This is a genomic window from Brachyspira murdochii DSM 12563 (assembly GCF_000092845.1).
Classification (GTDB): Bacteria; Spirochaetota; Brachyspiria; order Brachyspirales; family Brachyspiraceae; genus Brachyspira; species Brachyspira murdochii.
Genome location: NC_014150.1, coordinates 2,512,851 through 2,535,812, shown reverse-complemented (window position 1 = coordinate 2,535,812; position 22,962 = coordinate 2,512,851). Strand labels below are relative to the sequence as shown.

At 29.9% G+C, this 22,962-nt stretch carries 23 protein-coding genes; 2 read left to right on the top strand and 21 right to left on the bottom strand.

What is annotated here, in order from left to right:
• Nucleotides 1–6: 6 nt before the first annotated feature.
• The 16 genes from BMUR_RS11185 to ilvB all read right to left on the bottom strand — a co-directional run bounded on the left by BMUR_RS11185 (nucleotide 7) and on the right by ilvB (nucleotide 16,168).
• Nucleotides 7–429: a hypothetical protein gene (locus BMUR_RS11185; RefSeq protein ID WP_026364423.1), complete on the bottom strand. Its 423-nt coding sequence runs from the start codon at nucleotides 427–429 to the stop codon at nucleotides 7–9.
• 142 nt (nucleotides 430–571) lie between these two features.
• Nucleotides 572–2,239, bottom strand: coding sequence for a carbon starvation CstA family protein (locus BMUR_RS11180; protein WP_013114673.1), 1,668 nt, complete (start codon nucleotides 2,237–2,239; stop codon nucleotides 572–574).
• Nucleotides 2,240–2,273: 34 nt separating this feature from the next.
• The gene (locus tag BMUR_RS11175; protein ID WP_013114672.1) at nucleotides 2,274–2,798 is read right to left on the bottom strand and encodes a hypothetical protein; all 525 of its coding nucleotides are present in this window, start codon (nucleotides 2,796–2,798) and stop codon (nucleotides 2,274–2,276) included.
• A 395-nt stretch (nucleotides 2,799–3,193) separates the two neighbouring features.
• Nucleotides 3,194–3,787, bottom strand: coding sequence for an RdgB/HAM1 family non-canonical purine NTP pyrophosphatase (rdgB, locus tag BMUR_RS11170; protein ID WP_013114671.1), 594 nt, complete (start codon nucleotides 3,785–3,787; stop codon nucleotides 3,194–3,196).
• Nucleotides 3,788–3,827: 40 nt separating this feature from the next.
• Nucleotides 3,828–4,298, bottom strand: a complete 471-nt coding sequence (locus BMUR_RS11165; RefSeq protein WP_013114670.1) for a GyrI-like domain-containing protein — start codon at nucleotides 4,296–4,298, stop codon at nucleotides 3,828–3,830.
• A gap of 660 nt (nucleotides 4,299–4,958) precedes the next feature.
• Nucleotides 4,959–6,026, bottom strand: a complete 1,068-nt coding sequence (gene ispG, locus BMUR_RS11160) for a flavodoxin-dependent (E)-4-hydroxy-3-methylbut-2-enyl-diphosphate synthase (RefSeq protein ID WP_041750127.1) — start codon at nucleotides 6,024–6,026, stop codon at nucleotides 4,959–4,961.
• A 437-nt stretch (nucleotides 6,027–6,463) separates the two neighbouring features.
• Entirely contained in the window at nucleotides 6,464–6,619 is a 156-nt protein-coding gene (locus tag BMUR_RS14800) for a hypothetical protein (protein ID WP_008724155.1), read from the bottom strand.
• Between the two features lie 435 nt (nucleotides 6,620–7,054).
• Nucleotides 7,055–7,765: a peptidoglycan editing factor PgeF gene (gene pgeF, locus BMUR_RS11155; protein WP_013114668.1), complete on the bottom strand. Its 711-nt coding sequence runs from the start codon at nucleotides 7,763–7,765 to the stop codon at nucleotides 7,055–7,057.
• Complete coding sequence (locus BMUR_RS11150; protein ID WP_013114667.1) at nucleotides 7,758–7,994, bottom strand: hypothetical protein; 237 nt, start codon at nucleotides 7,992–7,994, stop codon at nucleotides 7,758–7,760. The genes pgeF and BMUR_RS11150 overlap by 8 nt, the downstream gene beginning before the upstream one ends.
• Before the next feature lie 143 nt (nucleotides 7,995–8,137).
• Nucleotides 8,138–9,226 carry a 3-isopropylmalate dehydrogenase gene (leuB, locus tag BMUR_RS11145; protein WP_013114666.1) on the bottom strand — a complete coding sequence of 363 codons (1,089 nt, stop codon included), beginning with the start codon at nucleotides 9,224–9,226 and terminating at the stop codon, nucleotides 8,138–8,140.
• Between the two features lie 6 nt (nucleotides 9,227–9,232).
• Nucleotides 9,233–9,721 (bottom strand): 3-isopropylmalate dehydratase small subunit, encoded by a 489-nt coding sequence (gene leuD / locus BMUR_RS11140; protein WP_008727503.1) that lies wholly within the window; start codon nucleotides 9,719–9,721, stop codon nucleotides 9,233–9,235.
• Nucleotides 9,722–9,765: 44 nt separating this feature from the next.
• The gene (gene leuC / locus BMUR_RS11135) at nucleotides 9,766–11,013 is read right to left on the bottom strand and encodes a 3-isopropylmalate dehydratase large subunit (protein ID WP_013114665.1); all 1,248 of its coding nucleotides are present in this window, start codon (nucleotides 11,011–11,013) and stop codon (nucleotides 9,766–9,768) included.
• Nucleotides 11,014–11,083: 70 nt separating this feature from the next.
• Nucleotides 11,084–12,583, bottom strand: a complete 1,500-nt coding sequence (locus tag BMUR_RS11130; protein WP_013114664.1) for a 2-isopropylmalate synthase — start codon at nucleotides 12,581–12,583, stop codon at nucleotides 11,084–11,086.
• Nucleotides 12,584–12,914: 331 nt separating this feature from the next.
• Nucleotides 12,915–13,910, bottom strand: a complete 996-nt coding sequence (ilvC, locus tag BMUR_RS11125) for a ketol-acid reductoisomerase (RefSeq protein WP_013114663.1) — start codon at nucleotides 13,908–13,910, stop codon at nucleotides 12,915–12,917.
• Nucleotides 13,911–13,947: 37 nt separating this feature from the next.
• Nucleotides 13,948–14,475, bottom strand: a complete 528-nt coding sequence (ilvN, locus tag BMUR_RS11120) for an acetolactate synthase small subunit (protein WP_013114662.1) — start codon at nucleotides 14,473–14,475, stop codon at nucleotides 13,948–13,950.
• A 19-nt stretch (nucleotides 14,476–14,494) separates the two neighbouring features.
• On the bottom strand, nucleotides 14,495–16,168 hold the full coding sequence (gene ilvB / locus BMUR_RS11115; protein ID WP_013114661.1) for a biosynthetic-type acetolactate synthase large subunit: 1,674 nt from the start codon (nucleotides 16,166–16,168) through the stop codon (nucleotides 14,495–14,497).
• A 424-nt stretch (nucleotides 16,169–16,592) separates the two neighbouring features.
• Here ilvB and BMUR_RS11110 point away from each other — a divergent pair, with 424 nt between their 5' ends.
• Complete coding sequence (locus BMUR_RS11110; protein WP_013114660.1) at nucleotides 16,593–17,399, top strand: SanA/YdcF family protein; 807 nt, start codon at nucleotides 16,593–16,595, stop codon at nucleotides 17,397–17,399.
• A gap of 33 nt (nucleotides 17,400–17,432) precedes the next feature.
• A complete protein-coding gene (locus BMUR_RS11105; protein WP_013114659.1) occupies nucleotides 17,433–18,857 on the top strand; it encodes a sodium/glutamate symporter in 1,425 nt (474 codons plus the stop codon).
• Nucleotides 18,858–18,935: 78 nt separating this feature from the next.
• Here BMUR_RS11105 and BMUR_RS11100 read toward each other — a convergent pair whose 3' ends face one another.
• The 5 genes from BMUR_RS11100 to BMUR_RS11080 form a co-directional block, all read right to left on the bottom strand.
• The gene (locus tag BMUR_RS11100; protein WP_013114658.1) at nucleotides 18,936–19,424 is read right to left on the bottom strand and encodes a peptidylprolyl isomerase; all 489 of its coding nucleotides are present in this window, start codon (nucleotides 19,422–19,424) and stop codon (nucleotides 18,936–18,938) included.
• A gap of 24 nt (nucleotides 19,425–19,448) precedes the next feature.
• Nucleotides 19,449–20,024 carry a peptidylprolyl isomerase gene (locus tag BMUR_RS11095; RefSeq protein WP_013114657.1) on the bottom strand — a complete coding sequence of 192 codons (576 nt, stop codon included), beginning with the start codon at nucleotides 20,022–20,024 and terminating at the stop codon, nucleotides 19,449–19,451.
• 81 nt (nucleotides 20,025–20,105) lie between these two features.
• Nucleotides 20,106–21,608 (bottom strand): LysM peptidoglycan-binding domain-containing protein, encoded by a 1,503-nt coding sequence (locus BMUR_RS11090; RefSeq protein ID WP_013114656.1) that lies wholly within the window; start codon nucleotides 21,606–21,608, stop codon nucleotides 20,106–20,108.
• Between the two features lie 62 nt (nucleotides 21,609–21,670).
• On the bottom strand, nucleotides 21,671–22,261 hold the full coding sequence (locus BMUR_RS11085; RefSeq protein WP_013114655.1) for a hypothetical protein: 591 nt from the start codon (nucleotides 22,259–22,261) through the stop codon (nucleotides 21,671–21,673).
• 186 nt (nucleotides 22,262–22,447) lie between these two features.
• Entirely contained in the window at nucleotides 22,448–22,930 is a 483-nt protein-coding gene (locus BMUR_RS11080) for an META domain-containing protein (protein WP_013114654.1), read from the bottom strand.
• Nucleotides 22,931–22,962 lie beyond the last annotated feature (32 nt).

Sequence of the window (22,962 nt, the reverse complement as noted above, 5' to 3'; positions counted from 1 at the left end):
AAACTATCAATTTTTTATATAGTCAAAATAATGATTAAATAGGGAGTAAAGTATATACTCACTATATCCTCTTACCTTTTTATTTTTATCCAAAACATCATTTAAAAACTCAAATGTTTTTTCATCAGGATTTTCTATATAGTACAGTCTTTCCTTTGATAATGATAAAGTATCATTTTTTATCATTTTTATAAGTGAGAGTTCTTTTAATTTATCCTTTTTGTCTTCTCTGCTTGCCTGATATGAAAATAAGCGTTTCACTAAATTTTCAAATACTATTTTATTATACATAACAGCACGTCTTACATCAGTATCAACGCTGCCGTCATAATTACTAATTTCACTGTCAAATATTGCTATTGATATAGCAGACCTAATATCAGCAAATATTGCTTTTTCTTCTTTAAGTTTAAATTTTTTACTAGACATAATATTAGAAAATATTTCACCTTTATTTAGAATATAATACATATATTAATATCGACAAAGATAAAATTTTAATTAGACTAAAAAAACCCCTTCCATAAATATATTATGAAAGGGGGAGAAAATTATTTAATATTATTAAAAATTATTTGTTTTTAATAGGATCATTAGGGTTAGAAGCAGCTTCTTTAGATAATCCGCGAGCCCATTGACCTGTAATGAATAATTCAACAACTGCTAATATTATCATAACAGCAGCTATAGCAGCTAATACATAACCATCAAAACTAGCTTTCATAACATTAGTATATACTACCAAACATAAAGCTGAAAGAGTAACAGCGAACATGAATGTTAGAGGGATAATATTTTCCCAAGAATTTCTTTTTTGTCTGTTTTTTATCCAAGCAGCAACAGCAAGTAAAGACAATCCAGCTAATAATTGGTTAGCACTTCCGAATATAGGCCAAATTCTAGCATAACCGTAAAGAGTAAATCCTAAAGAGAATAGTACTGTAATACCAGTAGCTACATAAGGATTTGTAAGTATAGTTTTATGTACTCTTCCGTCAGCAGAAGTGTATTCGCCTAATTCCTGTATTAAGTATCTTCCTATACGAGTAGCACTGTCTAATGAAGTTAAAGCAAAAGAAGCAAATGCCAAAGTAACGAAAGTTTTACCCATACTTAGCGGAACTCCGAAAGAAGTCATGAAAGTAGCAACACCTGTAGCAAATCTAGCAGCAGGAGTACCTTCGCCATTACCAGCAACAGCAGAAACACTCATTAAAGCAACTATAGCAACTATACCTTCAATAAGCATAGCACCGTATCCTACTAATTTTGCATCTTTTTCACTGTTAAGCTGTTTAGCACTAGTACCAGAACTTACAAGAGCATGGAAGCCAGATATAGCACCGCAGGCAACAGTAATGAATAATATAGGGAATAAGTAGTTGCCTTCGCTAGGCATAAAGCTAGTGAAAGCCGGAGTTTGTATAGCAGGTCTCATTATTACCAAACCAACAACACCGCCAACTACCATAGCATAAAGCAGGAATGATGATAAATAGTCTCTAGGCTGTAATAATATCCATACAGGCATTAAAGAAGCTAATATTATGTAAATAACTAATATTATCTGCCAGTGTATTTTTTCTAAAGCCAAAAATGGAAACTTATCAGAAATGAAAATAATAGCAGCTAATAATACAACCCCAATGATTGTAGAAACAGCAACGCCTGCCCCTCTTCTATATACTAAAAATCCGAATAATAAAGCTAAAACAATGAAAAGCATGCTAGCAGTACCAGCAGCAGCAGATTCTCTGGCATTATCAACGTTTACAGCAAAAGTACCAGCAGTAATGTCTAAGAAAGCAGCTACTACCAAACAAATAGTAATAAATGCATAAAGAGTAAACATTATTTTACCCTTTTGACTAACATTGTGTCTTATAACTTCTCCAATAGATTTACCTTCATGTCTTAAAGAAGCAACCAATGAACCATAATCATGCACGCCGCCGAAGAATACACATCCGAATATAATCCACAAATATACAGGAAGCCAACCGAACATAGTGGCGATAATAGGACCTGTAATAGGACCAGCTCCGGCTATTGATGAGAAGTGGTGTCCCAACAATACTTTAGCATCTGTTGGTACATAGTCTTTACCGTCATTAAGAGTATGAGCAGGTGTTTTTTTACCAGGGTCTATTCCCCATTTTTTTGCTAAATATGAGCCGTAAGCTATGTAGGCTATGAAAAATATAACCATACCTAGCAATAGAAGAATGAAAGCATTCATTTTTATCTCCTTTTTTTATTTGTTTTATAACTTCCTAAAAATCCGAAAGAAGAACTTTTAATTCTTTCTTACGCATTTTAGGTAAGTATACATTTTTATCTGTCATAGACACTATAGCATACTGCGTCTCTGACCAGCCATGAAATAATAGTTTGTAATTAACTTTATAAAAAAACTTTTTAGTCATCTTCTCCCATTCTTTTTCTAATGGGCTTTCTGTTACTAATATGCCTGTAATTACACTTCTTTTATGAAATTTATTAGGGTTTGAAAGTATAGGAGTTAATCTGATTAACATCTCCTGAAAATTCTCTATATCTTCCTTCTTCAACTCTTTAATAAATCTTAAAAGCATATGCTCAAATACTGAATAACCTTCATATACTGTAGATTTTGTTATAAATGATTTAAAAAAGTCATTTCTATGAAAAGCATAAAGATCAAAATATTCATCTTCTTTATCAATTTCATATTCTAAATCAAAATGTCTCATTAATTTCTCTGAAACATTGAATATGTATTTTTTTACATTTTCATTATCGATGTGAAGTTTAGCCATATTAATTTCTCCATGCTATATATTATATAAAGATTTTTTCCATTGTCAAGTTTCTATACATATTAATTAGTATTGGTTATTATTTAGTATATGATATTAAATTATTTTTTGCAATATTATAAAATTGATATTATAAGTTAGCATTATAGTATTTATAATTATTGTACATAGTAAATATTGTATATTGTCAATACATTATCGATATTTTTTATTTTTTAGTATATAAAAATATCATTATTTATCATTTTTTATATTTGCTATTTAAAATTCAAAACTTATTAAGACAATATATATATAATTATAATGTGCTTTAATAAACAAGCATAAATATAAGAAAAGCTCCAATCATAAAAAAATAAAATAGTATCAATATTTATTAAGAAAATACTATTTTTTTAACTATGATAAATACTCAATAAAATATCCTTCATTTTGTTCATAGCAATAGATCTATGGCTCATAGAATTTTTCTCTTCTAAACTCATCTCAGCATATGTAACATTATATCCGTCTGGCTGAAATATAGGATCATATCCAAATCCGTCAAAACCTCTTGGATTGTCTATTATTATGCCATTAACTCTGCCTTCAACTGCTATATAATAATTATCATCTAATACACATACAGCTGAAGTTATGAAATATGCACTTCTGTCAGATTTATCTTTAAGTTCTTCTAAAAGCATATGCATTTTTTCTTTATAACCTAAATTTTCCCCGCCGTATCTAGCTGAAAATATACCCGGACGTCCTTCTAAAGCATTAACACAAAGTCCTGAATCATCTGCTAAAGATGGAAGTTTAGTAAAATTATATACAGCTTTAGCCTTTATAATAGAGTTTTTAATAAATGTATTTCCGTCTTCTATTATCTCTCCAATATCTTTAGGCATAGGAAGTATTTCTTTTATTGCTCTTCCTTTGAATATATCTTCTATTTCTTTTAATTTATGTTTGTTTGATGTAGCTATTACCAATTTATTCAACATATTAATATCCTTAAATATACTTAAATTAATTAATCTTTTATTAATCCTTAATATTAAAAAATAAATAAAAATCTTTACTGTTTGGAATATAATATTCCATAACATTTCCTATTATAGTATATCCATTTTTAGGGGCATAATTTTCAACTATATTATTAAATATTTCACTATAATTTTCTATATTACATTTTACTTTAATAAACTTACCTCCTTTAATATTCCATTTTATCCAACCTTTTGGAGCAGCTGAGTTTTCTTTAACCTCAACGCCGGCCATATATTTTCCCATTTCTCCCCAAGGAGAAAAAGTTTCATCCATATCGTTCATTATTCCCCATATGCCAGCTAAATTATTATTTTCATCAACTTTAACTAAATTAATTATTTCTTTTATGTTCTTATTAAAATTCTGCCAAAGAGGAAGAACCCACTGAGAATGTTTTTCACTTTCTCCAGAAGCTACTTTTCCTACCACTTCAAAATCTTCTTTTTTTACTATCTCTATATCCATAAAGTTTATCTCCTAAATTATATAAAAAATATAATAACATATATTCTAAAAATTTATTAGTTTATATAATGTTAATTTTTAATATTTTAAACACGATAAATCAAAATATATATTATATACGCTATACTCTGTATATACTTAAAATTTTGAAGTTTTCAAAAATCAATGCCCTGTATTCTTTGTTCTTATCAAATGACAACGCGACCGAAGGAAGTACTGTTAGGTATAGTATGCCAAAAAGAAACAGGCATAGCCAGCCGCTTTGCATGCATTCAGTAGCGAAATACTATATTTCAGGTTAAATTCAATAAATTATTCTACATACAAAACATCAGATAGTACAATTTAGTATTATTTTATACTTGCAGTTTTGCGAAGAGTATCCGAGCTTGTCAATGATATAAGGTTCTTTTGGCAAAGCCGAGAAAAAGAACAACGAAAAAATTACAAACTTAAAAATTTTCAGTATATACTGGAACAATTTTATTTTGCCGATTTTTATATCTTTCTAAATGTATTCGCTTATTCAAATGACGAAATATACTGTGCTTCAATGACAATATATACAAATATATAACAAATTGAACAAATTAATTTTTTGACAAATTATAATTGTTTTAGGTATATATTATACTTATTTCAAAACTAACTTATAAAAACTTAAAACTCTTCTATTTTTTTTGTAAGAAAATCTATAATATTATCACCCAAAACTTTTATAGGCTCATTATTTTTTTCAAAGAAAATAAAATTACCATCACCAGTTCCAGCAACACCAAAATCAGCATTCCTAGCCTCACCCGGACCATTAACAACGCAGCCCATAATAGCTATGGTAATATTCTTCTTTATATTCTGGACATGCTTTTCTATGAAACTTGCAGCCTCCTCAACATTAACCTGACATCTGCCGCAAGTAGGACATGAAATTATTTCTATAGAAGGCTCTTTTCTAAGTCCTAAAAATTTAAGAAGCATCTTTCCAGCCATTACTTCTTCTACTGGATCCCCAGTTATAGAATATCTTATAGTATCTCCTATTCCCTGCATTATTAAAAATGATAAGGCACTTGTACTTTTTATAAGAGAACTTCTCAATGTACCAGCTTCAGTTACTCCAAGATGTATAGGATAATTAAACTTTTCTCTAAATAACATATTTGCTTCTATTGTAGTTTTTATATCAGAAGATTTTAAAGATACTTTAATATTAGTAAAATCTAAATCTTCCATTAATTTTATATGCTCAGCGGCACTTTTTACCATATTTTCAGCTGTTACTTCTTTGTATACGCTTCTATCTAAACTTCCGCCATTAACTCCTACACGTATAGTAAGGTTCCTCTCTTTAGCCTCTTTTATAACCTCTTTTACCTTCTCTTTATTTTTTATATTACCCGGATTCAATCTTAAAGCATCAATACCGCTTTTCATACTCTCTAATGCCAAATTATGGTCAAAATGTATATCTGCTATTAATGGAACTTCAGTATGTTTTTTTATTTCTTTTATGGCTTTTGCCGCATCCATATCTAGTACCGCAAGCCTTACTATATCAACACCTGCATTTTCAAGTGATTTTATTTGTTCTACTGTAGATTTTATATCTCTTGTATCTGTATTTGTCATAGACTGAACACTTATAGGATTATCAGAACCTATTAAAATATTTCCTATTTTTACAGTTCTTACTTTTTTTCTTATATCGTTAATATTTTGTATATCCATCATATTTATCAAAATTTCCTTAAATTAATTAATAATATATAATACTATCACTTTAAAATATTTTTGCAATGGTGATATAAAATTGATTTTTAAATTTGAAAATTATTAATAGACTTGTTTCAAAACTCAATTTGTTAATATATAGTTTTTTAATTTAACATTTTTATAATTATAGTTAGTAATTTGTCCGCCCGTGGTATAAAAGAACCACCGCATTTACATAGTTTTAATATATAATTAAAACATTCGTTGTTGTAATAATTTCATAGCATATAAAATTGTTTATCAAGTAGCTTTGAAACAACTCTAAATATAAGATTTGACTATAAAAAATAAAATGGAGCTATTATCCCACCAATAGCCCCATTACTTTTTATACTTTTTCATTAAAGTAAAAAAAATAAGAACCGATAATTACATGCGATAAGGGAAAAATATTACCCTTGTACGTTTAAAGCACCGCCTGTAATCTTTGGTTCTACCTCTACTGTTGCTGTATTGTCAGAAAAATTATTTCTAACAGTGATATTTACCCCGCCTATTGACGTAACATAAGTATTAGTTGTGTCAGTCGTTGTGATAGCTGTAACCATATTTGTAAACTCCTTTTTAAATATAGCTTTGTTCTTAGTATAGATTATACTATATTATTAAAAATAAATAAATATTTATTTACATTTTTTTTGTAATAATGTTATACATATTATATCTAAGGCTTTTTGTATACAATAAAATATAAAGTTAAATTTTTGTATATATTTTTATTTGTGCTGACAATAATATAATACTGTATTTTTGATATTACACGCAATTTTTACACTACATTTAATACGAAAATATTATAAATAACTAATTAATAATACAAAATTTATGATATTATAGTATATAAAATATATACTATATATAAACCTCAAAATCTTCTCAATTTAATAACTGCTTATTTTATAAAACTAATTTAATATTTTAACACTCCATAAAATACAGCTGAAATCTATGGAAATATAGTTAGCAGTATGCAAAATAAAAAACTAAAGAATAACCCCAACCGTAAGCATTCTTCCAAGCTGCCCTCCATCTCTTCTATACGAGTAAAACTCTTTATCATAAGTATTGAGTGAAGAAATTTCTATATTATCTTTCAAAACACCTAAATTAATTATCTGATCCCTTATCTCAAGTCCATTATCAAAATGCCATCTATTATTAATCATAGTTTTATTTTTAAAATATACAGCAACCTCCTCCCCTACTTCATAATTCTTTAAAGCTATATAAGGAGCAATATAAACATACATTTCTTTAGGCTCAGCATTATATTCTTTTATCATTAATTCGATAGTTTTAGGCACTATTTTATCGCGTGTTCCTTTCCAACTGGAATGAACGGCAGCCATGGACTTTGTTTTATTACAGTATATAATAACAGGAGCACAGTCGGCAGTCTGCACAACTAAAGGTACATTCTTAAGATTTGTTATTAATCCATCAGTATTTTCAACAAGTTTTTCTCTTCCGCCAAACTTATTAATATTATTTTCATCTATCTTTTCTATATTTACCTGATGAACCTGATGCATAAAAATGGATTTATTTATATCAAGATTTATATACCTAAAAAACTCATCTTCTTTTTTTCTTCGGCATTCGGCAGTTACATCTTTAGCTTCGATATTTCTGCCTTTAGCAAGCACCGCTATATATATATTATCATTTTTTGAAGGATAAAAAATATCAGGCATTTTTAAGCCTTTTTATCTCAGCTTCTAATTCTTTTACCCTATTAGTTAATTCTTTAGTCTCATTTCTGGATTGTTCCATAATATTTTCATATAAAGTAAAAAATTTTTGGGCATACTCTAGTTTTTGTTTTAATTCGTTTATCTCTTCTTTATAAATATCAATTTTAGAAGAAAGCAGTTTATTATCTTCCTGCAATTCTAAAATTATGTCTTTATCGCTGTATTCCACTTCCCTAAAGTCCTCAATTATTTAATCTCATATTATCTATTATGTACATTATAAAACGATTGTCAAGTATAATTGAATAATAATTATTGCAGTAATTAAAAATAAAATCATAATTACTGCAATAATTTATATTTATAGACTTATTATATATTAGATACTATAATATCACCCATTTCAGAACATCTTACCTGTTTATATAAATAAGTCATCATATTATGTTTAGGCATAATATCGGCTGTTCTATATCCTTCATCTATAGCCTTATAAACAGCATCTTCTATGTCTTCTGCCTCATTAAACATGCCAAAAGAATATCTGAACATCATAGCAAGAGAAAGTATAGTACCTATAGGATTAGCCAAATCCTTACCTGCAATATCAGGAGCAGAACCATGTATAGGCTCATACATACCAATAGCTCCGTCAGAAAGACTGGCAGAAGGTGCCATACCTATAGAACCGCTTATGACACTAGCCTCATCAGAAAGTATATCCCCAAACATATTTTCTGTAACTATAACGCCAAACCGAGAAGGATTAGCAGTTATCTGCATAGCCGCATTATCAACATACATATCATTATACGGAACATCACTGTATTCTTTAGAGAGAGTATTCATAATTTCACGCCATAATTTAGAAGTATGAAGAACATTAGCTTTATCTACAGAAGTTAAAGGTTTTTTAAGATTTCTAGCCAAATCAAAAGCTACTTTTCCTATTCTTAATATCTCATCTTCCTTATAAACCATAAGATCAGTCGCCTGTCTTACACCATTAACTACTTCAAATTTATGCTCACCAAAATATACTCCTCCAGTAAGCTCTCTTACAATAACAAAATCAACCACATCTTTACATATACTTTCTTTAAGAGGAGAAGCATATTCTAAAGATTTTAATATTTTTATAGGTCTTATATTGGCATAAAGCTTCATTTCTTTACGTAGTTTTAATAAGCCTCTTTCTGGTCTGTTTTCCGGAGCTGCTTTATCCCATTTAGGACCTCCTACAGAACCTAAAAGCACAGAATCAGACTTAATACATTTTTCCAAATTTTCATCAGTAAGAGGAACTCCGTATTTATCAATAGAACAGCCCCCCATATCAACATATTCTAAATTAAACTTATGAGAATATTTTTCAGCTATTTTATTTAATACATCAATAGCCTTGTCAACTATTTCAGGACCTACTCCGTCTCCTTTAATAACAACAATATTTTTTTCCATAAATAATTACCCCTTATTCTTTATAGAGTTCAAAAGCCCATTAGAATTAATTATATTTTTAATAAACTCTGGGAAAGGCTCTGCTTTATAGCTTTCATTTTTAGTAATATTTGTTATAACGCCGCTGTCAAAATCAACTTCAACTTCATCGCCATTGTCTATTTTTTTGCTTGCCTCTTCGCATTCAAGTATTGCAAGACCTATATTAATAGAGTTTCTGTAAAATATTCTGGCAAAAGAAGAAGCTATAACGCATGATATACCAGATTCTTTAATGGCAATAGGAGCATGCTCTCTTGAAGAACCGCATCCGAAATTCTCTCCTCCTACCATTATATCGCCTTTCTTTACCTTGCTTACAAAATCTTTATCAATATCTTCCATACAATGAGCTGCTAACTCTTTATGATTTGCAGTATTTAAATATCTTGCTGGAATAATAACATCAGTATCAACATTATTCCCATATTTATGAACGAAACCTCTAGCTTTCATTTATTTAATCTCTCCTATTTTATTATAATCATTTGTTATAATCATTATTTAGGCTCTGTTATATATCCAGTCAAAGCACTGTATGCAGCAGTGGCAGGACTAGCTAAATATACTTTAGAAGTTTTATCTCCCATTCTTCCTACAAAGTTTCTATTAGTTGTAGTAACAGCAACCTCATCATGGGCAAGTATTCCCATATATCCTCCCAAACAAGGTCCGCATGTAGGAGTAGATACCGCACAGCCCGCATCAATAAATATATCCATATAACCTAGTTTGATACATTCTTTATACACTTTCTGAGTAGCTGGTATAATTATGCATCTAACATTTTTAGCTATTTTCTTTCCTTTTAAGATGTTGGCAGCAGTTGCCATGTCTGATAATCTTCCATTAGTACAAGAACCAATAACAACTTGATCAACTTTTATATCTTTTAATTCTTTAGCATCTTTTGTATTTTCTGGTAAATGCGGACAAGCAACTGTAGGTTCTATTGAAGATAAATCAATATCATATTCTTTTTCATATACCGCATCATCATCAGCTTTATAAATAGTATAATCTCTTTTTACTATATCTTTTAAATATTCTATAGTTTGATTATCTACTTCAAATATTCCGTTTTTAGCACCTGCCTCAATAGCCATATTAGCAATACAAGCTCTATCGTCCATAGTAAGGGAAGAAACACCTTCTCCCCTAAACTCCATAGATTTATATAAAGCCCCGTCAACACCTATCATACCTATAATATGAAGTATAACATCTTTACCAGATACATTTGGTTTTAATTTACCTTTAAGATTAAATTTAATAGCAGAAGGCACCTTAAACCAAACCTGACCTGTAGCCATAGCAGCAGCCATATCAGTGCTTCCAACACCTGTAGAAAAAGCCCCAAAAGCCCCGTAAGTACAAGTGTGAGAATCAGCACCTATTATAACCTCACCGGGTGAAACTAAGCCTTTTTCTGGTAAAAGAGCATGTTCTACTCCCATATCGCCTACATCGTAGTAGTTTGAAATATCATACTTATTTGCAAAATCTCTGCATTGTTTGCATTGCTCTGCAGCTTTTATATCTTTGTTTGGAGCAAAGTGATCCATAACCAAAGCTATTTTTTCTTTATCAAAAACTTTATCAAAACCATATTTTTCAAATTCATTAATTGCAACAGGGCTTGTTATATCATTGCCTAAAACCAAATCAGTTTTAACCATAATAAGCTCGCCTGCTTCAACTTTATCAACACCTGCATGTGCAGCTAAAATTTTTTGAGTAATAGTCATAATTTTATCCTTAAATTAAAAAAGGGCTTTTACAATTTTTATTCATTGTATAAGCCCTATTATATATTTATTATAATTTATTCAAGCCGTTAATATAAGCCATCAAACTGGCCTCTATAATATCTGTACTAACTGCTCTTCCTATAACTGTTTTATCATCAGAAGATAATCTGACAATAACCTCTCCCAAAGCATCTTCACCCTCTGTAATAGCATTAATACTATAATTAACCAATTTAGCTCTGTTTGAAGTAAGAGAATCTATAGCTCCGAATGCTGCATCTATAGGACCGTTTCCTTTACCTATAGCCTCAACAATATTCTCTTTATTGTCAAGTATAGATACTGAAGCAAAAGATGATATAGAATCGCTGTCATTAACCATAAAGCTTTTTAAAGTATACAAAGGATTTTCTACAGAAGCATTATTTCCTATTAGCAATGCCTCTATATCAGTATCAGTGACTATTTTTTTCTTATCTGCTAAGTTCTTAAACTTAATAAAAGCCTCTTCTAAAGTCTTATCATCAATATCATAACCTAAAGATTCTATTCTGTCTTTAAAAGCATGCTTTCCAGAATGTTTGCCTAATACCATTTTATTCTGAGGTATTCCTATATCTTCAACATTCATAATCTCATAAGTAGAACGCTCTTTTAATACACCATGCTGATGAATGCCGGCCTCATGAGCAAATGCATTGGCACCAACTATAGCTTTATTAGGAGCAACTACCATACCTGATATAGTAGATAATAATTTTGAAATTTTATAAATACGTTTTGTATTAACATCAGTATAGGCATTATAAAAATCTTTTCTGGTTTTAATACCCATTACAATTTCTTCCAAACTAGTATTACCCGCACGCTCACCTATACCGTTAATAGTACACTCTACCTGAGTAGCACCCGCCAAAACAGCAGATAAAGAATTAGCAGTACCAAGTCCCAAATCGTCATGACAATGCACTGATATATCAACATTATCTATACCCTTAACATTGGCTTTTAAATATTTTATAAGTTCAGCCATTTCTAAAGGAGTAGTATATCCTACAGTGTCTGGAACATTGATTGTAGTAGCTCCGTTTTCTATAGCTGCTGAATATGCCTGAACTAAAAAGTCTTTATCACTTCTTGAAGCATCTTCAGCAGAAAACTCTATAAACTCAAATTTTGTTTTAGCATAAGAAACAGATTCTTTTATTGTTTCCAATACCTGCTCTCTGGTCATCTCCAATTTATGCTTTAAATGTATATCGCTTGTAGCTATAAAAGTATGAAGCATCGGGTGTTTAGCCTCAGCAAGTGCCTCATAAGCTCTGTCTATATCTTTTTTATTGCATCTTGCCAAACTAGCTAGTTTAGCATTTTCTACAACCTTGCTTACTTCTTTTATAGCATTGAAGTCATCATCAGAACATATAGCAAAACCAGCCTCTATAACATCAACGCCTAATTTATCAAGCTCGGCTGCCATTTCTAATTTCTCTTCTAAATTCATAGTACAACCAGGAGATTGTTCTCCATCTCTTAAAGTAGTATCAAAAATCTTAATCTTTCTCATTGTTAAAACCCTTATAATAAAAACATCATTTATAACTAAAGATGCTTTGGATTATAAAAAATATTTATTATAATATATACTGAAAATTTTTAAGTTTGTCAAAAATTAGTTTTTATATTTTAATATTTTCGGGGACTAGCCCCCGCCCCCCCACTTCTTTTGGTGCCCCAAAGAAGCAAAAGGACTGCATTTTTAACTAAAATACAGGTATTATCATACATTTAAAACCTATTTTATGAATGATTAATAATACTTTATACTATATATAACTTATGATTACATTTATAAATAGCTAAAAATTGACAAACTATATTTGTTTAGGTATATATTATTATTTTTTAATCCAACTCATCATTTTTCTTAATTCTGCACCGACTTTTTCTAATTTATGCTCTCTTTCTAATCTTTTAGTAGCATTAAATTTAGCTTTACGTCCTGCACTAAACTCCTGAATAAACTCACTAGCAAAAGTACCGTCTTGTATTTCTCTTAATACTTTTTTCATTTCTTTTCTAGTCTCTTCAGTTATCATTCTTCTGCCTGTTCTATAATCGCCGTATTCAGCAGTATTTGAAATAGAATATCTCATCATAGCAAAACCGCCTGAATATATTAAATCAACAATTAATTTCATTTCATGTATACATTCAAAATAAGCCATTTCTGGTTCATATCCAGCTTCTACTAAAGTATCAAAACCAGCTTTCATTAATTCTGTAACACCGCCGCATAATACAGCCTGCTCTCCGAATAAATCAGTTTCTGTTTCTTCTCTGAATGTAGTTTCTAATATACCAGCACGTCCTGCCCCTATTCCAGAAGCATAAGCTAAAGCATAATCTTTTGCTCTTCCGCTTTTATCCTGATAAACTGCTATCAAGCTAGGTACTCCTCTTCCTTCTAAATACTGACTTCTTACAGTGTGTCCAGGTCCTTTTGGTGCAACCATAATAACATCTATATTATCAGCAGGCATTACAAAATGGAAATGAATATTAAATCCATGAGCAAACATTAATACATTTCCTTCTTTCATATGAGGAGCTACCTGACTATTATATATATCAGCAGCTACTTCATCTGGTACAAGCATCATAACTATATCTGCAAGCTTAGCAGCTTCTTCTACTTCCATTACCTTAAAACCTGCTTCTTCTGCTTTTTTGCAGTTAGCACTGTCTTTTCTAAGTCCTACTATAACATTCATGCCGCTGTCTTTTAAGTTCTGTGCATGAGCATGTCCCTGACTGCCGTATCCCATTATAGCTATAGTTTTACCGTCTAGTACTCCTAGATTACAATCAGCATCATAATATTTTTTTATCATTTTAATTTCTCCTTTTTTTCTTGTTTTTTTGTGTTTATTAATATTCAAAATTATTGATTATATTCATATCTGGAACATCATCGCCAAGCTGTATAGATGTTACCCCTGTTCTTGAAAGCTCTAAAATATTAAAGTCTTTTAATGCTTCTAAATATGCGTCTATTACTGAGGCTGGGGCTGTTATTTCAACTGTAATGCTTTTATTTCCAATATAAAGTATAAGTCCGTTATAAGAATTAGTTATATCGCAGACTTTACCTCTATTACTATCATTAATTTCTATTTTTACCAAAAGAAAATCTCTTATTATGTTGTTAGAACTATCTATTAAATGTACAGAATGAACCTCAATTAGTTTTGAAGTTTGTTTTATAACTTGATTTATATGAGAATCATCTCCCTCTGTAACTATAGTCATTCTTGATATACTAGGCACACAAGTTGCAGAACATGTAATAGTTTCTATATTAAAACCTTTTTGACTGAATAATAAAGTTATTCTATTTAATACACCCGTAATATTATCTACAAATAAAACTAAAACTCTTCTTTCTTTCTTATCCATTTTTTACTCCTGATATTTATTAATCTACTATTATATCGTCTATAGTTCCGCCAGCTGGTATCATAGGCAAAACTCTTAAATCTTTATCTATAATGCATTCTATCCACACTGGACATTTACATTTCAAAGCCTCTTCAAAAGCCTCTTCAAACTCTTTTATAGTCTCACAATGAAAGCCTTTAGCTCCGAAACCTTCTGCAACTTTTACATAATCCATTTTTTTATTTATATCAGTGCTTGAATATCTTTTATCATAAAATATAGTCTGCCATTGTCTAACCATACCCAATGTACTATTATTAAGTATGATAGATATAACTGGAAGATCATATTCAACAGCAGTAGCTACCTCGTTTAAGTTCATATAAAAAGAACCGTCCCCAGTTATATGTATTACCCTTCTATCTGGCTTAGCAAACTGACAGCCTAAAGCAGCACCATATCCGAATCCCATAGTACCCAAACCTCCGCTTGTTATAAAACTTCTAGGCTTGGTATGTCTTATATATTGAACAGCCCACATTTGATGCTGACCTACATCTGTAACATAAATAGCTTCGTCTTTAGTTTTTTCTCCTATTATATCCATAACTTTGCTAGGATAAATTCCGTCTTTATTGGTATTTCTATCAGAATCCTCTTTCATCTCTTTGGCTCTTAAATCTGATAAATATTTTACCCATTCATCATCATCTACTCTTTTTACCAATTTATTAAATCTATCTAGTACATCATTCAAATCGCCAATTATACTATAATCGACATTAACATTTTTATTAATCTCGCTTCTGTCAATATCTATATGCACCTTTTTAGCAGCTCCTCCGAATTTGGAAGTATTTAAAGCAACTCTATCACTAAATCTTGTACCTACAGCAAGGATTAAATCAGCTTCATTCATAACCTTATTAGCAGTAGCAGAACCATGCATTCCTAAAAGCCCTATATTCAACTTTTCATTATATCCTAATACTCCAGCCCCCATTAATGTATGTACTGAAGGTATATTAGAATTAATCATAAACTCTCTTAATTTATCACTTGAATCCTTAGCACCGCCTCCGAAATATATAATAGGTCTTTTAGATTCATTTATTAATTTTGCAACTAACTCTATTGTTTTTTCATCTTCTGAACTTATCTCTATTTGTTTTGGAGAAAATTTTTCTCTTTTAGTAAACTCTGTTTCTGCTAATGTGAAATTTTTTGGTATATCTATCAAAACAGGTCCCTTTCTTCCATTATTAGCTATTACAAATGCTTTTCTTATAGTGTTTGCAAGTTCATTAATATCCCTGACAACAAAATTATGTTTAGTTATAGGCATTGTTATACCGGCAATAAAAACCTCCTGAAATGAATCTTTGCCTATTAAAGTTTCCGGAACATTAGCTGTTATTGCAACTAAAGGCACACTATCCATATAAGCAGTAGCTAAAGGCGTTACCAAATTAGTAGCTCCCGGTCCGCTAGTAGCAATTACAACCCCTGTTTTTCCGCTTGCTCTGGCATAACCGTCAGCAGCATGGCATGCTCCTACTTCATCTACAGGCATTATATGTTTTAGTTTATCTCTATATTTATAGATAGCATCATATATAAACAATGCAGCACCGCCCGGATATCCGAATACAGTGTCCACGCCTTCTTCTATCAAAACTTCCATTATTATTTCTGAACCATTCAACTTCATAACAAACTCCTTAAATTATTTTATAGCCTTTTTTAAATTTTATCATTAGTATTTCTATTCATAGAAACTTTATTATAAAACTATGTTAACTTAAATAAAATTGTATTATATTTTTAGATTTTGGATTATATTATAACAGGATATTGACAAGAATAGATAGGAGAATATTGAGAATAATATTTTTTATTGATTTACTAGAATTATTAAAATTAATTGCAGATGAGATTTGTTTAATAAAAACAGAATCGTAGGTCATACTGTAAGCAGGTGACATTTTCATCTTCTTTCTCCTTTCGATATTTGATACATATTATAATATTTTTGAGTAATATTGCAATACTTAAAAACAACTTTTTTATTAACTTTTAATTGACAATATAAATTATTTTAGTATACTAATCATAAAGTTAATAATGCAGGATTTATGAAGATATTAAAAAACAGATACAAGAAAAAAATATCAGAGATAAAAAATAATAAATATATTATAAAAGAAACTGTTAAAAACAAATCTTTTTTTAATAAATTTATTAATTATATCATTTTTATATTTTTATCAGCATGTAAATTTATACCAGAAATTATAATACTTTCTCTCTTATTGATATCATCATTATATTTATCAGTATCATTATACTCAAAAAAATATATATACTCTTCTATAGAAGACATACCATACAATGATGTAGCATTGGTACTTGGAACAAGCAAATATCTGCATAACGGAAAAATAAATATGTACTTCAAATTCAGAATGGATGCTGCTTATGAATTATATAAAAGCGGAAAAGTAAAGTATATACTTGTAAGCGGTGATAACAGATACAGATCATACAATGAACCCAGACAAATGCGTCTTGATTTGATAAAATTAGGTGTAAATAAAAAACATATATTCCTTGATTTTGCAGGATTTAGAACTAGAGATTCTATTATAAGAGCCAATAAAGTTTTTGATCTTACCAATTTTACTATAGTCTCTCAGCCTTTTCATAATGAAAGAGCAATACTTATAGCAAGACAGAAAAAAATTGATGCAATAGCATATAATGCACACAATGTACGAAAACTATATAGATTAAGACAATTTCCAAGAGAAGTAGGAGCTAGGGCTTTAATGTTTATTGATATTTTATTAAACAGACCTCCAAAGTTTTATGGAGATATAATCAAAATAGAAGAACAGCAAAATACTATTATAAATAAAAGCAATAAATTCGATAAATCATAAAATAAAAACAATTCAATTTTTAAGGAAACAAGTATGACATCTCAAATCTTAACACAATTACTTCAAGCATTATCTCTACTTTCAGTGCTTCTTCTTTTGGGGGTATTTTTAAGGGCTAAAGTAAAACTATTTCAAAAACTATATCTTCCAGCTTCTGTAATAGGCGGTTTTATAGGGCTTTTGATATCCCCTGAAATATTAGGACGATTATCAAGCATATCAATATCAGAAGAATATATCAAAACTTATTCGCTTTTACCCGGTATTTTATCTGTTCCTATATTTGCAGCTGTACCTTTAGGAATGTTTTTAAATGAAAAGAAAAATATTAAATCATTATACCCAACAAAAGTATTAATAGCATTTGGTATATTTCAATGTGCAAGTATGCTTCAGTCAGCTATAGGATATGCTACTAATATGTTATTTACAAAAATAAATCCGGAAATTGGAATGTACAGAACTTTCGGATACGAACTGTCTGCCGGTTTTGCAGGAGGTCATGGACTTGCTGCTGCTACCGGAAAACTTCTTGAAGGTTTTGGAATACCTCAATGGGAAATAGCTCAGGGTGTTGCTTTAACCACTGCTACTATAGGGCTTGTAGGAGGAATGATATTTGGTATTATATTTATAAACATTGCTGTTAGAACAAATAAAACAAGCGTTATAAAAAAAATAGTTAATGAAAATACTGAAAACATAAATAAAATAGATAGAAATATGGAAAGAGGATATAATAATGATATAAATACTCAATCAAGTTTAGGACGCGAGACTTTTTTAAGCAGCTCCATAGAGACTATTACTTTTCATTTGGCTATTATATTTGCAGTATGCGGTATTGCCTACATAGTTTTAAACTTTATAAAAAAATTAGGCATAGCTGGTTTGGATGTTCTTCCTGTATGGACTTACTCTATGATAATAATGTTTGCTTTAAATATGCTCATAAAAAAATTAAAACTTGCATGGATGGTAGATGCAAAAGTAAAGGCTAAAATAATGGGTACATTAAGCGACTTTGCCATAGTATCTGCAATAACGAGCCTGCCTATAAAAGCTATTATGCATTATATAGTTCCTATAATAGTTATGTGTATAGCAGGGTTTATATTTACTTACTTAATAGTATTTATATTCAATAATATGCTATTTAAAAATGATTATGCATTTGAAAGAGCTATAATTTCTTGGGGTACTTTAACAGGCGTACTTATAACTGGAATGACTCTTCTAAAAATATGCGACCCAGAATATAAAAGCCCTGCTCTAACCGAATTTTCTCTTGGATTTTCTCTTATGTCAGTTACTGGTCTTTTAATAGTACCAATACTTAATACTGTACTTGCTGTAGGCTCTACTTTTGATAATTTTATTACTGCTGTGATAAGTTCAGCACTTTATTTGGCATTTGCATTTATAGTGTATTTCTTTCAAAGAAAAGTAAAAGCATAAAATTATAATATATAAAAAAGACGAAGCATATAAATAATATACTTCGTCTTTATTTTTAGATAATACTCTATAAGAAAATTATTCTACCTCTTTAATATAAACTTTATTCATAGCAGAGTTTTCCAAAGGATTATCATTATGATCTCTTTTTAATGATACTATCTTATCAGCAACGTCCATTCCATTAACAACATTACCCCATACTGTATACTGACCGTCTAAATGAGGAGCATCAGCAACACAAATAAAAAATTGAGAGCCTGCACTGTCTGGATGCTGACTTCTAGCCATAGAGCATATTCCTCTTTTATGAGGTTTATCACTGAACTCAGCAGGAATATTAAATCCCGGACCTCCAGTACCATGCAAATGTCTTTTTGCAGCATCTTTACTTACAGGATCTCCCCCTTGTATCATAAAGTTAGGTATTACTCTATGAAATCTAATTCCGTCATAAAAACCTTCATTAGCAAGCTTTTTTATAGCTTCTACATGCTTTGGTGCTAATTTTTCGTAGAATTCTATTTCTATAGTACCATAGTCTGTTTCTATAAATAAATGTTCCATTATACTTTCCTTTATTAAAAAATATTAATTAACTGTTTTTACATAAACTCTGTTCATTCTGGCAGGTTCTATAGGATTATCATTAGCATCTCTTTTTAAAGCTGCTATCTTATCAGCAACATCCATTCCGCTAACAACTTCACCCCAAACTGTATACTGACCATCTAAAAATGTACTGTCAGCTACACAGATAAAGAATTGAGAACCAGCACTGTTAATGCTCTGACTCCTAGCCATAGAGCATATTCCTCTTCTATGAGAAACATCATTAAACTCAGCAGGTATAACAAAATTAGGACCTCCAGTACCATGCAAAGCTCTGTTAGGCTGTTTGCTCAAAGGATCTCCTCCCTGAATCATAAAACCCGGTATAACTCTGTGAAAAAGAGTACCATTATAAAAACCTTCATTAGCAAGTTTTTTTATAGCTTCTACATGTTTTGGTGCTTTATCCGGAAAGAAAGCTATTTCTATAGTACCAAAATCCGTTTCAATAAATAAATGTTCTTTTGAAGTTTTAGGTTTCTGTGCTATAAGTACAGCCCCAAATACAGCAACACAAACCAGTGAAATAAGAATAATTTTTAACTTTTTACCCAAAATATGTACCTCTTAATTTATTTTTTACTATTAATCAATTAACCAATCATAATGATAATAGTAATTTTTTATATCATTTTTTTATTGATTTTCAGTTTCAGCAGTGTTATCTATTTGTTCATCTATAACAGAATTTTCTGTCTCTTCTGCTTGTTCCTGAACTTCTTCTTCATCTTCTACAACAATTTCACCCTCTTTAACAGCGGCTCTCTCTTCTGCTGTGATAGTATCTTCTTCTGTTAATTCTTCATCTGCTGCCATATCTTCATTTGCTGTTTCTTCATCTGTTGCTGTTTCTTCTGTCATTTCTTCTTCTGTTACAACTTCTTCTATTACCGCTTCTTCATCTACTGCTACATTCTCACCTACTGTTTCTTCTTCTGCTGCAGTTTCTTCATTAACTGTAGTTTCAGAAGTTCTCTGATTATTTGTAGAGAAGTTTTTTATACTGCTATAAGTTTGATTAGAATCATAAGTACCTTCTCTAAGTTCCCCTTTAAGGCTTGGTATAGTTAATACTTGTCCTGCTCTTATTACAGAAGGATCTTTAATTTTATCCTTGTTAGCTTCATATATTTTATTCCATAAATTACCGTTTCCGTATATAAAGTCATAAGAAGCTATACGCCATAAAGAGTCAGTATTAGTTTTTCTTGCCTGAACTGTATAATATTTAGGGAAAGCTCCGTCTGTTACTGCAACCGCTTCATTATTATCGCCTGAAACACCCATTGAATTTACTAAACTAATAACATTTTTTGAATGCATTAAAGATTCTGAATAATTATTAGCTATCAAAGTTTCTCCGGCAGAAGATAAAGATTTTGAAGCTTCATTATACATATTAGGTTTGCTTTCATTATAACCATCTTTTTTAGCTTTATCCATAGCTTCCTGAGCTTTTGCATATTCTAAAGGAGCTTCTAATCTGTCAAGTATACTCATAGCATCTCTTGATTTTGTTAGAGAGTTTGTATAATCATTACTTGCTAATAAGTTTGCAGATTCATCTCTTAAGTTAGTTATTTGAGTATCATTAGCATCTCCGTTAGTTAATACTGATTCGCTGATTAAATATTCTCTTCTCAAATCTATAGCAAGTACATTATAACCCAATTCTGATTTTTCAGAAGATTTATTATATTCAAGCATAGTATTTGTATAATCTGTACTGTTGGCAGCAGAATCAAACATATTATTTGCTGAATTAATATCATTAACTGATAAATTGTATAAGTTCATAGTAAGTTCATTGGTATCTCCGCCTACACCTTTAAATAAACTCAATTTTCTTTCAGCATCTCTCTGGCTATTTAAAACATATTCATAAACACCGTATCTTGATATAATTTTATCAGAATATTCTTTACTTTGTCTTGAATATTCTATACTTTGATTATAATCACCAGCATCATGTGCTTCTAAAGCCATTTCTCTGTATCTCTGTGCCAATTTATAATCATCGCTTTCCTTTATAGACAAAGGCAAATTATCAGGAAGTTCAGGAGGAAGTACCAGCTCTTCCTGAGCATATAATAAACTTGATAATGATAAAGTAATAAATAAAAATAGTCCTCTTTTCATTTTATAAACTCCAAAATATTTTATAAAATATAAGTTATAATAAAACTAAATATTATTGTTTTTTATTTAGCAGATGTTTTCTCTAGTTCATCAACTTGTTTAATTTTTTCTGATGCTTCTTTTATACCTCTCATACTTTCATCATATCTTTTTTTAGTTGTAAAGTACGCCTTATGATGATATTTTTTAGCATTTAAAAAGCAGCTCACAGCACCTTCATAATCATTAGTGCTTAAAGCTGATAAGGCATTTATATAATTAAGTTCAGCAAACTCATAATTATCTTTATCAACTCTGTATGCTTTTATTTCTTTAGAATAAACTCTCTCCAAAGATGTTTCTTCTTTTAATACTTCTGCATACTGAGGCAAGCCTTCATTAAGTACTGTTTGATAACTATTTGATGCAGTAGTAAGAAGTTCTTTTACTTTTTCAGGTTCTTTATTTTCATCTATAAGAATTACAGCCTCTGAAAAATTTGCTTCAGCTATATCAAACTGTTCTTTGGAATAGTTCTGCAAATCATACTTAATAGCTTTCTCTCTTAAAGCAGAGGCATCTTTATATTCTTTTAACGGCATAGTTTCTGAACAGGATATTACAAAAACTAAACTAAATAATAATGTTGTAGAAATATATTTTTTTAACTGCATAATTACTCCAAACTATTTTTATAAGAAAAAACTATAATATACTTTTATATTATACTACTAACTGTAAAAGTCAATACTTACTTACAAATTTATATTATTATAGTAAAACTATTATTTAAATTATTTAAAAATAAAAAAGCAGGATAATAATAAAATATTACCCTGCCAATTAAGTTTCAATAATTATTAATTGTTAGTATCAGCAGCAGGAAGCTCTACATTACCTATAAAAGTATAAATTAAATTTGTACCTGAAGCTGTAGTTATAGTTAATACATCTCCGTCTAAAGAAATAGTATTAGCTCCGTTTAATATTTCTAAATATTCATTTTCTACAGCCATATCTTCTTCAGGTCCTGCCATTTTAGTAGAAGCTAAAGCAGTTAATGTAATTTTTTCTCCGTCTAAAGCAAACTCTGTAGTATAGCTATTAACAGCTGATTTTCCGCCTAACATATTAGCTGCTGGAAAAGCTATAGTAACTTCTTTTCCTTCATACATATTAGTAAGAGAAAATTCTTTACCTACTAAATCATCAACTGTAATTACAGCTGCTGTTATAGCTGTATCAGTAGGTGCATTAGATGATGTATCAGTTTTATTTCCTGAACATGATACTGCAAAGATTGTTCCCATACCTGCGAGAACTAGTGATAATAATTTTTTCATTCTATTTTCCTCAAAATTAAAATTTTAGACAA

What these genes read in the sequence shown, in the direction of transcription:
- BMUR_RS11185 (WP_026364423.1), bottom strand. Translation starts at nt 429, where the DNA reads ATGTCTAGTAAAAAATTTAAACTTAAAGAAGAAAAAGCAATATTTGCT.
- BMUR_RS11180 (WP_013114673.1), bottom strand. Translation starts at nt 2,239, where the DNA reads ATGAATGCTTTCATTCTTCTATTGCTAGGTATGGTTATATTTTTCATA.
- BMUR_RS11175 (WP_013114672.1), bottom strand. Translation starts at nt 2,798, where the DNA reads ATGGCTAAACTTCACATCGATAATGAAAATGTAAAAAAATACATATTC.
- rdgB (WP_013114671.1), bottom strand. Translation starts at nt 3,787, where the DNA reads ATGTTGAATAAATTGGTAATAGCTACATCAAACAAACATAAATTAAAA.
- BMUR_RS11165 (WP_013114670.1), bottom strand. Translation starts at nt 4,298, where the DNA reads ATGGATATAGAGATAGTAAAAAAAGAAGATTTTGAAGTGGTAGGAAAA.
- ispG (WP_041750127.1), bottom strand. Translation starts at nt 6,026, where the DNA reads ATGGATATACAAAATATTAACGATATAAGAAAAAAAGTAAGAACTGTA.
- BMUR_RS14800 (WP_008724155.1), bottom strand. Translation starts at nt 6,619, where the DNA reads ATGGTTACAGCTATCACAACGACTGACACAACTAATACTTATGTTACG.
- pgeF (WP_013114668.1), bottom strand. Translation starts at nt 7,765, where the DNA reads ATGCCTGATATTTTTTATCCTTCAAAAAATGATAATATATATATAGCG.
- leuB (WP_013114666.1), bottom strand. Translation starts at nt 9,226, where the DNA reads ATGGAAAAAAATATTGTTGTTATTAAAGGAGACGGAGTAGGTCCTGAA.
- leuD (WP_008727503.1), bottom strand. Translation starts at nt 9,721, where the DNA reads ATGAAAGCTAGAGGTTTCGTTCATAAATATGGGAATAATGTTGATACT.
- leuC (WP_013114665.1), bottom strand. Translation starts at nt 11,013, where the DNA reads ATGACTATTACTCAAAAAATTTTAGCTGCACATGCAGGTGTTGATAAA.
- BMUR_RS11130 (WP_013114664.1), bottom strand. Translation starts at nt 12,583, where the DNA reads ATGAGAAAGATTAAGATTTTTGATACTACTTTAAGAGATGGAGAACAA.
- ilvC (WP_013114663.1), bottom strand. Translation starts at nt 13,910, where the DNA reads ATGATAAAAAAATATTATGATGCTGATTGTAATCTAGGAGTACTAGAC.
- ilvN (WP_013114662.1), bottom strand. Translation starts at nt 14,475, where the DNA reads ATGGATAAGAAAGAAAGAAGAGTTTTAGTTTTATTTGTAGATAATATT.
- ilvB (WP_013114661.1), bottom strand. Translation starts at nt 16,168, where the DNA reads ATGAAGTTGAATGGTTCAGAAATAATAATGGAAGTTTTGATAGAAGAA.
- BMUR_RS11110 (WP_013114660.1), top strand. Translation starts at nt 16,593, where the DNA reads ATGAAGATATTAAAAAACAGATACAAGAAAAAAATATCAGAGATAAAA.
- BMUR_RS11105 (WP_013114659.1), top strand. Translation starts at nt 17,433, where the DNA reads ATGACATCTCAAATCTTAACACAATTACTTCAAGCATTATCTCTACTT.
- BMUR_RS11100 (WP_013114658.1), bottom strand. Translation starts at nt 19,424, where the DNA reads ATGGAACATTTATTTATAGAAACAGACTATGGTACTATAGAAATAGAA.
- BMUR_RS11090 (WP_013114656.1), bottom strand. Translation starts at nt 21,608, where the DNA reads ATGAAAAGAGGACTATTTTTATTTATTACTTTATCATTATCAAGTTTA.
- BMUR_RS11085 (WP_013114655.1), bottom strand. Translation starts at nt 22,261, where the DNA reads ATGCAGTTAAAAAAATATATTTCTACAACATTATTATTTAGTTTAGTT.
- BMUR_RS11080 (WP_013114654.1), bottom strand. Translation starts at nt 22,930, where the DNA reads ATGAAAAAATTATTATCACTAGTTCTCGCAGGTATGGGAACAATCTTT.